This window comes from Zymobacter palmae, from assembly GCF_003610015.1.
Lineage (GTDB): Bacteria > Pseudomonadota > Gammaproteobacteria > Pseudomonadales > Halomonadaceae > Zymobacter > Zymobacter palmae.
This window is the reverse complement of sequence record NZ_AP018933.1, coordinates 2243229-2255075: the sequence shown is the minus strand read 5'-3', so window position 1 is coordinate 2255075 and position 11847 is coordinate 2243229. Positions and strand designations below refer to the sequence as shown.

At 54.6% G+C, this 11847-nt stretch carries 9 protein-coding genes; 3 read left to right on the top strand and 6 right to left on the bottom strand.

What is annotated here, in order from left to right; all coding sequences use genetic code 11:
* Window positions 1–90 precede the first annotated feature (90 nt).
* The 6 genes from ZBT109_RS10020 to ZBT109_RS09995 all read right to left on the bottom strand — a co-directional run bounded on the left by ZBT109_RS10020 (window position 91) and on the right by ZBT109_RS09995 (window position 6888).
* Window positions 91–1005, bottom strand: coding sequence for a fimbrial protein (locus tag ZBT109_RS10020; RefSeq protein ID WP_169733991.1), 915 nt, complete (start codon window positions 1003–1005; stop codon window positions 91–93).
* Between the two features lie 150 nt (window positions 1006–1155).
* Window positions 1156–2157, bottom strand: a complete 1002-nt coding sequence (locus ZBT109_RS10015; RefSeq protein ID WP_027704734.1) for a fimbrial protein — start codon at window positions 2155–2157, stop codon at window positions 1156–1158.
* 8 nt (window positions 2158–2165) lie between these two features.
* On the bottom strand, window positions 2166–2783 hold the full coding sequence (locus tag ZBT109_RS10010; protein ID WP_027704733.1) for a fimbrial protein: 618 nt from the start codon (window positions 2781–2783) through the stop codon (window positions 2166–2168).
* Window positions 2784–2792: 9 nt separating this feature from the next.
* A complete protein-coding gene (locus tag ZBT109_RS10005; protein WP_211245183.1) occupies window positions 2793–3554 on the bottom strand; it encodes a fimbrial biogenesis chaperone in 762 nt (253 codons plus the stop codon).
* 78 nt (window positions 3555–3632) lie between these two features.
* The gene (locus tag ZBT109_RS10000; RefSeq protein WP_084261742.1) at window positions 3633–6194 is read right to left on the bottom strand and encodes a fimbria/pilus outer membrane usher protein; all 2562 of its coding nucleotides are present in this window, start codon (window positions 6192–6194) and stop codon (window positions 3633–3635) included.
* A 115-nt stretch (window positions 6195–6309) separates the two neighbouring features.
* Complete coding sequence (locus ZBT109_RS09995; RefSeq protein WP_027704731.1) at window positions 6310–6888, bottom strand: fimbrial protein; 579 nt, start codon at window positions 6886–6888, stop codon at window positions 6310–6312.
* 692 nt (window positions 6889–7580) lie between these two features.
* Here ZBT109_RS09995 and ZBT109_RS09990 point away from each other — a divergent pair.
* From ZBT109_RS09990 to lpxL, 3 genes are all read left to right on the top strand, one after another.
* The gene (locus ZBT109_RS09990; protein ID WP_051523698.1) at window positions 7581–8984 is read left to right on the top strand and encodes a TolC family outer membrane protein; all 1404 of its coding nucleotides are present in this window, start codon (window positions 7581–7583) and stop codon (window positions 8982–8984) included.
* Window positions 8985–9098: 114 nt separating this feature from the next.
* Window positions 9099–10220, top strand: coding sequence for an alanine racemase (gene alr / locus ZBT109_RS09985; protein WP_027704730.1), 1122 nt, complete (start codon window positions 9099–9101; stop codon window positions 10218–10220).
* A 251-nt stretch (window positions 10221–10471) separates the two neighbouring features.
* The gene (lpxL, locus tag ZBT109_RS09980) at window positions 10472–11401 is read left to right on the top strand and encodes an LpxL/LpxP family Kdo(2)-lipid IV(A) lauroyl/palmitoleoyl acyltransferase (RefSeq protein ID WP_027704729.1); all 930 of its coding nucleotides are present in this window, start codon (window positions 10472–10474) and stop codon (window positions 11399–11401) included.
* Window positions 11402–11847: the final 446 nt, after the last annotated feature.

Genomic DNA, 11847 nt, shown 5'->3' with positions numbered 1-11847 from the left:
TTTCATTCCAGCAAATTAAAGGTATTAAAAATGCCGAGCAGTATAGAGTTGTTGCTATACGCCCGGCATTCACATCAATTCAGAAAATAATCAGTCTGCGCTCATGATTAAAGTGGCTGATCCTGTAAACGTCCCCGCGGCAGGTGTACTGCCACTCTGTTTCAACAGCGAAAATGTGAAATTATCGCCGCCAACCCCTTGGGTGATGGTGGAGTGAAGTGTATTGCTATAAGGCTTCAACTGATCACTGCCGCGCATCACTTTGATCCCAATAGCCGAGTTGGAGGTTTGCACTAGATCGCTGGAAAAAGTGGGTTGATCGGCCACCAGCGAGAGCTTTATGCCCATATTGACGCTGGTGCTACGGCACTTATAAGGGATATAGGAGGTGACTTGGCGTCGATCTTCGGTGCTGGATAGTTGTTGCTGGTTCATGACCCCGAAGTTAATCTCGATCTGGTTACCATCGTTGATGGCGCAGCCCCCTGACGTCACGATTGTGTCGTTAGCGGCAGTGAAGGTCCACGTGAATGTTGGTGCGCCGCCCGCGGGAATACTGTACTTGTGAGCCTGAATGGAGCCGATGACCTGACCTTTCTTGATGGCAACGCGTTCGCCAGGGATCTCTTTCATGTAGTAATAGATCTGCAACGGAATGGGCGCATATGATCCGCTGCCGCCTTTGGGCAGGTGCAGCACAGTGGCACTACCTGAAAATGGTACGGTGTATTCGACGCCGTTGGCTTTGACCCTGACATCGAAGTTGTTGCTGAGCACGGTCGAAGCGCGCTGCATGTCCATATGGTCTGTATAGGTGCCGGGGTTATCGTTCTTGCACTCGATATAGGCTGCGAGGTCAATGATGTTGACCTGGCCTGTTTCTGCAGTGTCTTGGACGGGTACGGGAATGGTAGCGTTGCTGCTGCCTTGTATGGTCGTGCCAGCCAGTCCCGCGGGGGCTGATGAACGATAGCGGCAGGTATAAGCGCTGGCGTGCGAAGCCATCAGCAAGCTAACTCCCGCTAGAGCAATGCCAAGACCCCGCGCAATGCGTTGTTTGATATTTGACGTTAAGTAAGCGGTATAGCTTGCCATTATAAGAGAGTCTCTTTTCTATTAACTGAGTATCAGTTATGTCAAGTGAGTATATTTTCTTCAATCTGCACTCATGATTAACGTTGCTGATCCTGTGAAAGCGCCGGTGCTGGGTGTTGTACCTTCTTGCTTTAACAGAGAAAAAGTAAAGTTATCGCCGCCCATGCCTTGAGTTATCGTAGAGTGGATTGCATTGTTATAGGGCGTCAGAGCGTCGCCACCGCGCATAGTTTTGATGCCAATCGCGCTATTAGATGTCTTGATCAAAGATGAAGAAAAAGAAGGAGAATCAGCGACCAAAGACAGCTGTATGCCCATAGTGACGCTATTGCTACGGCATTTATAAGGGATATAGCGAGAAACACTGCGAGTGGTTGCTGTACTGGAAAGCTGTTTTTGATTGACGCTTCCGAAGTCGATCTCGATAGCATCTCCATTATTGATAGCGCATCCCCCTGAGGTCACGATCGTCTCGTTGGCTGCAACGAAGTTCCACGTAAAAATATAGTCGCCTTCGACTGGAATACTGTGGTGATGAGCCCGGATTGCACCAATGGTTTGTCCTTTTTTGATGGCAACCTTTTCGCCGGGGATTTCCTTCATGTAGTAGTAAATTTGCAGTGGTATTGGAGCGTAGCTGCCACTCCCACCTCTTGGAAGCGTCAGAATATTAGCGTTACCAGAAAATGGGACACTGTATTCATTCGAGCGAGCTTTGACCTTGACGTCGAAGTTGTTGCTCAGAATAGTCGTGGCTTGCTGAAGATCCATATAGTCGGAGTACGACTGAGGGATATCGTTCTTGCACTCTATATAAGAGGATAGGTCGATAATGTTTGTCTGGCCTGTCTCTGCCGTATTGCTTACTGGCACCTGTATGGTGGCATTGCTGTTACCTTTGATAACCTGCAAGGCCAGTCCATTGGGTGCGGTCGAGCGGTAGCGACACGTATAAGCGCTGGCAGTAAGCGGTAACGCAAGGCTCCCTACTAGCAGCGCCGTCAGTACGACAGCTCTTTTAAGCCGTGGATGCGCGCGGCGATCAAGTAAAAGAGTGGTCATGGCATTTCTCATTGATAGGATAACCGAAAGGTTGTCATAGCATGAAAGCGGCCAAGCAGGATCTCTCTTTGAGGTGCATAGCTTTGCAGCGATACCTTGAACGGCACACTATCGTTGGCGAAATGCACGGTCAGAGGGTCGCTGCTCTGACCCAACGGAATCAGCCGACCTTCACCGTCCATCAAGCGCAGACCAACGCCGCCCAGACCGGAACCGCCCAGCAGATCCGGTGCTCGTGGGTCGGCACCTTCCCCGATAAAGGTGATTCTGACCAGTGATCCTTCAGTATTGGTGTCGTGGCTCATGGCGTAGGGATTGATGACACGGTGCGAGCGCAGGCAGTCTTGGAGTCGGATGACGAAAGACACAGGCGTTGTCATGTCACCGACCTGACGGAAGTGACTGGTGTTCTGCTCGCCCAGAGAGACGGTCTGCTCCAAGCTGTCCAGCGAAACACGGCAAGGTGCAGCGATGATGGCGCCTCCGAAGTGTACGTCACCGTGTAGCCCTTGCACTTGGAACGGGTCCAGCTCCTTGTGGGCCGCCTGTACGGCAGTAGGAAGAAGGGCTGCTGTACCTATCAGCAGCGCCACCGTTTGCCTGAAAATCGCATGTGTTAGCACCATGAGCCTGTCCTACCGTTCCTTGTGTGGAGTTTGCATGGTGCACGTGGAAGACGTGCAGTCATAAACACGCATGTTGAGACCGCCGTAGTCATCAATGAAACCGAGCGTGTATTCGTTGCCGTGATAGCTGGTCGGTGGGGTGTACTGCTCATGGCCGAATGGCGCGACCATCACACTGTCGAATTTCGCGAAGTTCTTGTGATCGTCACCGGCCATATAGCCGATCGTGATGTAGTACGGCGTTGGGTTGGCGATGGTCAGCGTCTGCCCGTTGCGCGATACCTGTAAACGTTCCTGCCAGACATCGCCGTCTCGGGCTTTGATTGCGTCGGGACGATAAAACAACTTGATGCGGCTCTGAATGGCCACCTGCATCACATTTTCCAGCTCGCTTTTCGGTGGTACTTCACGCACGTTGAAGTAGAAGAGCGTTTCGCGATCGGTAGGCAGCTGACGGATGGTATCCATCTTCATCAGGCGCACCTGGCTCTTCTCGGTTGGTTCGATGCGCTGCATCGGCGGCAAGGCCATGATGTAGTTGTTGTCCTTGACGCCCTGTGTGTTCTCTATCCATGACTGCGCTAGATAGGGCAGGTGGCGACTCTGGTTCTCTAGAATGACGCTGGACGAATGTTCTTTGCCGTTGAAGATGATGCGCGTACGGTCGATGTTGATCGCCGCATGCGCCTGCACACTGCCGATCATCTGCGCGACCACCAAACCACACATTCCGCCTAACCATCGCAGGGACTGTGCTGACGTCCTGGTCATGTGAATCTCCCTGTGTGATGCCTGCGAACAGGCATTCATCCATGTCCTGTGTTCTCGCATCCGAGCGGATGGAGAGCGTTACTTTTGCTCTGTATCGTTGCCGGTAACGGTGTAGCAGGTTTCGCTTGCCGCGCCGTCCTGAACCATGTGGGTGCCAATGATGCGGATACGGCACTGTTCACGATCGTTCCAGAACACCGACAACAGATCGCCTTCGTTGATACCTGAAAGGTAGACCATGCCGCTGTCGCCGACGATGCCCATGTCCATACCGGTCTTACGATTAGTGACAGCGGAGCCTAGCGGCAGGAGCGAACCATCTTCGCGACGAACCTGAGCCAAGAAGTGCTGACCGCGGACGGCGCGAACTTTGCGGTAACCGATCGCCCCTTCGGTGAGGGTATCCTGCAGCATGCTGGTGTAGACCTCGGTGTCGTCGGGCAGGCGGCCCATATCGACGCGTGTATCGGTGGTCTGGTAGCTCGGTGTACTACCGAGTACCGCGATGCCAGCACTGTTGGTGCGTGCATTACCACCGTTGAAGGACACGTTCGGAACGCCATTGGTATCCAGCATCAAGCGAGGTTCATTACCGATGCTGCTTTGATGGAAGGCGGCACCGTGAGGTGTAGCTGTGATCGAGCCGTACCAGTTGGCGCTCATGGAGCGGTAGTTATGCTGGCTGTTGCTGCCATCGATGCTCAACTGACCCGTTGAAGCGGTGTGCACATAGCCGGCACGCACCACGCCTTCGCCACTGTTGATCTGGGAAGCGGTGCCGCCCGCGCTGAGACGCCAAGTGTTGTTCGGGTCTTCGCTGTTGTAGTAAGAGGCGGTTTGCAGATAGCCACCGTCGCTATCGTGGGTCATGTCGTAGCCCAGTTGCTGACCGTTCGAGATCGGTAGCGTCAGTGACAGATAGACTTGGTTACCGTTGTCATCGCCGTAAGCGGCCTTGCTGCCGCTCAGCGTTGCTGATGCCCCTTTGAACGGGCCAAGGTCGAAGGTCTTGCTGAGAGAGAGGGTATAGCTATCCGATTTCTCATCGTTCCAGTAAGTGCGGCGAAGTGCGGAAGCGTAGACGGTCATGTCTAGCCACGGCACGTACTGGTTGGCGGTCAGTGTGTAGGTCTGTTTGTCATCGCGAACATTGAGCAAATGGTTTTGCTTGTCGATGTACTGGCTCATGCTCAGGAAGTTACGTTCCGAGAAGCGATAGCCCGCGAAGGTGATCTGGGTGCTGGTGCTGTCAAAACGTTTTGAATAATTGACGCGATAACTGTAGGCCGACTTGCGTTCGTATTGTTCGAGCTTGGCATCGGATCTAGTCGCGTCAAAAGAGATCGCCCCTAGGTCGTGCAGGTTCTGACCGACCCCGAGTGCCAGCGCGTTATAGTCATTCTTTTCGGTAAGAATGGTACCGCCATACAAAGAGGTATCGTTGAACAGACCGTAGGTCATCTCACCGGTATAGAACAGCGGTGACAGCTCGTCGTTGTCGATACCGAGTGTTGGCTTACCTGAAGCCACCTTGTAACGGATGGTGCCCTTGCGGGTCAAAAATGGCACGCTGGCGGCGTTGACTTGGAAGACGTTAACGCGGCCGTCTTCCTCTTCAACGCGAACGTCCAGCAGTCCGTTGATGACATCAGACAGATCCTGAATGACAAATGGACCTGGTGTGACCTTGGTCTGGTACAGCACGCGTCCACGCTGACTGATGATAACGCGTGCATTGGTCTGGGCGACCCCAGTGACCTGTGGAGCGTAGCCGCGCATGGTGGGCGGCAGCATTCGCTGATCGCTGACCAATGATCCCCCGACGAAACGGAAGCTATCGAAAATATCAGAACGCAGATAGCTTTGCCCCAGCGTCAGGCGGGCATTGATCGAGGGAAGAGGGCGGAAGGCATAGACCTGGTTCCAGTCGAAACGATGATTTTCTGGAGAACCGGGAGAGTGAGAATAGGAGTACTGGTAATCACCTCGCAGACGCCATGCCCCGAGGTTAGCCCCTAGCGTACCGTAGCTGCTGACGCTATCTGTACGGGATCCTTCATCGGGGTCATAACGACTACCCATGATGTTGTAGTCGAAGAGCAGCCCTGAAACACCGTGATCCCATGCTTCGGGGCCGACCCAGTCCTGGTTCTTGTAGCGCATCCAGGCCTGAGGGAATGAAAGCGACAAACGCTGCTGTGCCTGATCGAAATTGATCCGCACATCAGGCTCGCCATTGAAACTGACGCACTGGCCATCATGCCAAGTGGTGAGGCGGTGCGTAACGTCATCGCTTAGCCCGAATCCCTGCACCATTTCCGGTGTCAGGCAGGCTTGGGCCGATGTATTGGCTGAAGGAGCGATGAAGCGGATTAACTGTTGTCCGGGAAGAAAGTGCCCGTTGACGGACAGTTCCAGCAAGTATTCGCCGGGAGGAATATAGCCTGCGACTTCAAAGCGTGACAGATCGACGTTGCTGCGATCTTTGGTGTCGATGATGTCAGTGTTGAACTGCACGCCCCATGCTGAGTGAGCATTGCAGCCTGTAATCGCCATGGCCAATAGCAGCACCGCACGCAGCTTCCGTGCAGTCACGCGGGTGCGAAAGGTCGGCACTTTTCTGTTCAGGACGTGGTTCATGCAAGGACCATGAGGTTGTTGTCATCGTCATGTCACGCAGTGGCGCATGGAGACATCCTTGCCTCCATGCGCGCTGTCGTGCCCTCTCTACCTAAGCAAAGGCGTCGAGCAGCTCTTACTTATAGTTCAGGGCGTAAGTAGCCTGACCTTTGATCGGACCGACCTGAACAGCGGTACCATCAGATTCTGCGCGGGCAGCGAACGTCAGTTCGTTGTTGCCGTTGGCCAGCATGATGTCAGCACTGGTATCGCCCACTTTCAGCAGCGCACCGTTGGCGTCGATCAGACGGATACCAAGACCCTGAGAGCCACCAGTGTTGGCCAGCAGGTCTGCGTTGTTGGCGTTGGTCGCACCGGAGAATTTAACAGCGACTTTGGATACGTCTTTGTAAGTCGTACCGGTAGAAGCGCTGGCTGCGCTCAGAGAGCAGTCCTGCAGGTGGATGGTGTAGCTAACGTTCTGGGAGTATTTGTTGCCGGCTTCCAGTACTTTGTTAGCGATCTGGCCGAGGTTGACGTTGATGTCTTCATCACCCGGTGCGATAGAGCACGGAGCGTTGATGACCGTACCAGTGAAGTGAATGCGACCAGAACCCTGGTCAGTACCCGTGGCATCTGCAGCAAAGACGCTACCGGAAGCCAGTGCAGAAACGACAGCAGCGAGCACGCATGCTTTTTTGTTCAGAGTGATCATGACATCTCCTGATGGTCTTCAGAGGAAGTGGCAGTGAGGGTCTGGTCGTAATGGAAAGACGCTCTCGCTGCCAGAATTGGATGCCTGACGGTTTTCTTTGGTGATTGTCCTGAAAACACGCGCTGAAGCATCCACCTCAGGCGGCATTTCCTTCGCCGTCCGAATGTTCAAACAACATGAAAGGTAGGTGCTGCCTTGGTGCGCGCAATGTGAAATAAGTTGAAATGTGTCCTTCTTTTACACTTTTTGTTCATTTTTAGGGTAAAAGTTATGCAGCAGTACGGGGTTACTGTCAGCGGACGTTGCCGTACGAAAAGTTCCATAAAGTATCGGTATCGGGGCGATAGATCAGTGAAGGAGCGTAATGTGCTGCCGTAACATGGGAAGAAGAACTGCGAAGAAACAGGAAGATATTCGAGGGAAGACTGACAGTATTTGGAGAAGATGATGCGGGTTGAAAGGCGCTATCGTAAAAGGATTGCTGCTATTCTTGGCCTTGCTACATCGCACCTGCGAGTAGGATGAACTGGCAAACATGCGTGACTGTATGTTAACCGCGGCCGGTTATGATACTCTTGGCCTATACGTGATTCCGCTGTGATCGACAGGTGGAATCCATACCATACAGTTGTGATGAGATAACAGGCGTCGCGTGCATGTCACGCCACGATTCACGAAACAGGATGGCTTCGATGTCTACATTCAAGATGCTGCCTCTGGCGCTGGGCCTTGCGATGACGGCTCCACTGGCTCATGCCACGGACCTTTTGTCGATAGCGCGCGATGCTCTCGAAAACAACGCGTCGCTGCTGGGCAGCCGCGCAGGGGTCAACGCTACGCAGGAAGGCGAAGCGACGGCACGCAGTGCATTCCTGCCGCAGATCAACGCCTCGGCAGGGGTGACGCGTTACGACAATCACAGCAGTCAATATGCTCAGTCGGGCAGTACGACCAGCAGTGCCGCTGCGCAAAAACGCTATACCGCCACCTCTTCATCCATTAGCGCCTCTCAATCACTGTTCGACGCCTCCAGCTGGTATGCGTTGAAAGAAGCCAAGCGCACCACCGAACAGGCGCGTTTACAGCTGGCCGGTACAGAGCAGACCTTGCTCTATAACGTCGCCAATGCCTACTTCACCGTATTGAAAGCACGTGATGTGCTGGATACCTACCGCGCCGAAGAAGAAGCCTATGCACGTCAGTTGGATCAAGTGCGCCAGCAGTTCAAGGTTGGTGTCGTAGCGGCAACCGATGTGCGTGAAGCTGAAGCTTCGTTCGATAGCGCTCAGGCTCAGCGCATCGCTCAGGAAAGTACACTGCAGGTGGCCTTCGAAGCACTTGAGCAGCTGACCGGCAAACAGTATGCGTCTCTGGATGCGCTGGATGATGCTATGCCGATTGAAGCGCCGGTACCGGCTCGCCGTGACGCGTGGGTTGATATGGCCACGACGGGCAACTTGGCTGTTCAAGCCGCGCGTGCCGGCATCGACGTGGCGCGTGAAAGCGTTAAGGAAGCGCGTGCAGGTCATTTGCCGACACTGTCGGCCAGTGCCTCCTACACGTACGGTGACAGCAACCGCGATGCCTATCACGGCTATGATGAAGGCGGTTCCGTCGGCCTAACAGCGTCACTGCCAATCTACAGCGGTGGCGCGACCAGTGCCTCCGTACGCAAAGCGACCTATACCCTCGAACAGACCCAGTTCAACGCGGAAGAGTCACTGCGCGAAGCGATCCAGTCGGTCAATTCCTACTTTGCACAGAGCAGCAACGACGTACACACTATCCGTGCTCGCCAGCGTGCCATTGTGTCTAGCCGTGCCTCTCTGGAAGCGACCCGCAACGGTTATGAAGCCGGTACGCGTACTATTCTCGACGTGCTGAATGCGCAGGAAACCTACTACAGTGCTGTTGCCAGCTATGCTGAAGCACGTTACGACTACGTACTGCACGTACTGGCACTGCGCCAGTATGCTGGCATTCTTGATGTGAATGCCCTGTCTGCCATTAACCAATGGCTGCGTGCGGATCGTGCTGTGCATATCGACGGTGTCGATACCCGCGTGGTCGGTTCGGCAACAGGTGCGCGCTCCTGATAAGCGCCGTATGATGGACAAGGGCTGCCTGATAGGGCAGTAAGCTGTCTTCGATGCAGGCCCCGTACACCGTTGCTGGTGGCGGGGCCTGTTTACGTCATGCAAGGAGTCATCATGGGTAGGTACCGTCCGCTGCGGGCTGACATTGATCTAGATGCATTACGGCATAACTATCGCCTGGCGCAGGCACAGGCAGGCAGTGGACGCTGTCTGGCTGTGGTGAAGGCCAACGCCTATGGGCACGGTGCTACCGCTTGCGCCCACGCGCTGGCCGATTTAGCGCCAGCTTTTGCCGTTGCGATGATCGAAGAGGCCGATGCGCTGCGTGACAGTGGTATCACTCATCCTATTGTGCTGTTGGAAGGGTTCTTTTCACCAGCAGAGCTACCGCTGATCGCTGAGCAGGGGTACTGGCCTGCTGTGCATCAGGCTTGGCAGGTAGACGCGTTGCTGGCAGCGCGCCCAGCCCGGCCGATCAACGCATGGCTTAAGCTGGATTCGGGCATGCATCGACTGGGGTTCTCCGCTGATGAAGCGGTTACACAGTGGCAGCGGCTGGCGGCGTGTTCGCACGTACAAGGACTGCATCTGATTACCCATTTTGCGACGGCTGATGGCGCAGACGACGCTGCTCAGCAGCAATATGAACGGCAACGCGCCTGCGTGACAGACGTTGTCGAGCGCTTGAACGCGTTAGGCTACGAGGTACCGTGCTGTCTGGCCAACTCGCCCGCCACCGTGCGTGGCAATGCACAGGGAGCTTGGCACCGGCCGGGTATCATCCTGTATGGCGCCGCCCCTTGTGACCCGAAAGTGCGGTCAGTCAGCCTCAAGACTGTGATGACCCTAAGGAGTCGTCTGATTGCTATTCGTAGCCTCGCGGCAGGCGAGCCGCTTGGCTATGGGCGAGGTTTCATCGCACCCCATGCCATGACGGTGGGTATCGTCGCCTGTGGCTATGCCGATGGCTATGATCGTCATGCCCGAGAGGGAACACCTGTGTTGGTCGGTGGGCAGCGCTCACGCATCGTTGGTCGAGTGTCGATGGATATGCTGACCATTGATCTAACGGACATCGTCGCGCCCACGCTGGACAGTGATGTCGTGCTGTGGGGACGGGCGGAAGACGGCACCGTTCTGGCCGTCGATGAGGTGGCACAGGGGTGCGATACCATCTCCTATACGCTGATGACGGGCGTATCTGCGCGTGTACCGCGCCGCTACCATCGGTCATGATCCGACCTCTGCGGCATGGATCATCCCTTTGTGCTGACCATGCTAAGGTAGTACAGGGCGAAACGGCCGGATTGGTCGTCCTCTGTCACGCCTGTGTCGTCGCAGCGTGGTACACGCGACATCATCAATACAGGCACGAAACGGTCTGTGTCAGTATCATTGTCATGCTATTTACCGCAATGAGAGAGCGACCTCTTTGCTACCGTAGGCCGCTTCTTGCGTGTCGTACCGTTATTTGATCTGGAATCTTCATGTCTCGCAGAACTTCTTCTTTTATGGAACACGCCCATCCGCGCTATTGGACGGCATGGCTGGCCATCACGCTGATGCGCGTAGGAGCCTGGCTGCCTTGGCGGCTGCGTGTCGGGCTGGGCAGCAGCATTGGCTGGCTGGCCTACCACCTTGTTAAGCGCCGTCGCCATATCACCGATACCAATATCCGCCTGTGCTTTCCAGAGCTGTCCCACCTTGAGCGGCAGGCGCTGGTGAAGCGCATCTTCCGCGCCAATGGTATCGGCATCTTGGAAACTGCCACCGGTTGGTGCCGTAACCCCGAGCACATGCGTCGTCGCGTGACGTTCAAAGGCGCCGATCATATGCGTGATGCGCTGGCGCAGGGCAAAGGCGCATTGATCATCGGTATCCACTTCTCGACGCTGGATCTGGGTGGTGCGTTGCACTCGCTTTTTTTCGATGCCGATGTTGTCTATCGTCCGCACGATAATCCCGTATTCGAACAGTTTATGACCCATGCGCGTAGCCATATCTTTGGACGTGCCATCGACCGTCACGACCTGCGTGGCGTGGTTAAACGGATCAAGAGTGGGAATGCCGTATGGTATTCACCCGATCAGGATTTCGGACGTGACGTTAGCGTGTTTGCGCCATTTTTCGGCATTGAAGCGGCTTCGATCAAACTGACGGCCAAGATCGCGCGCATGACCGGCGCTCCGGTAATGCCACTGATCTTTCATCGCAATGACGATGATCAGACGTATACGCTTGAATATCTGCCCGCACTGGCAGATTTCCCGAGCGGCGATGACGTCGCCGATGCCGCACGTATCAACGCTGTGATTGAGCAGGCCATTCGCCGTCACCCTGAACAGTATCTGTGGCTGCACCGTCGCTTCAAGACACGCCCCCACGTGGACGATCCTGACCTTTACGCCCAAGAGTGAGCTTTAGTGCGGTGCCGCCTCTCATCCACCATGCCTAATGCGTTGAGTGACATGGCAAGAGGGGCGGCAGCGTGGCTATGCGTGAGTGCTTTCTGCCAGATGAAAGCGGCATCCCCTATATCTGGCGTTATACTTCTGGCGTTGATAGACGCCATTCCCCCCTTCCCTTGATAATTACACCTGATTTATCCAGGTGATAACTTATGGCCTTGTTTGTTTAAATGATCACGTGTTTAGCATAAGTGGTTGCTACTTGCTTTTATTGGCGTATTTTTAGTAAAAATGATATATGTTTCATCGGTGCGCTCTGCGCATATCGTTAATCTCTTTTATTTATGAAATGAATATTGGTCAATATCATCTACGTATTTAATTATAGCGATATCAAAGTTGCCTGCTTATTTAGATGACCGCTGTGCTGTGTTGTGCTGTGCTGTGCTGTGCTG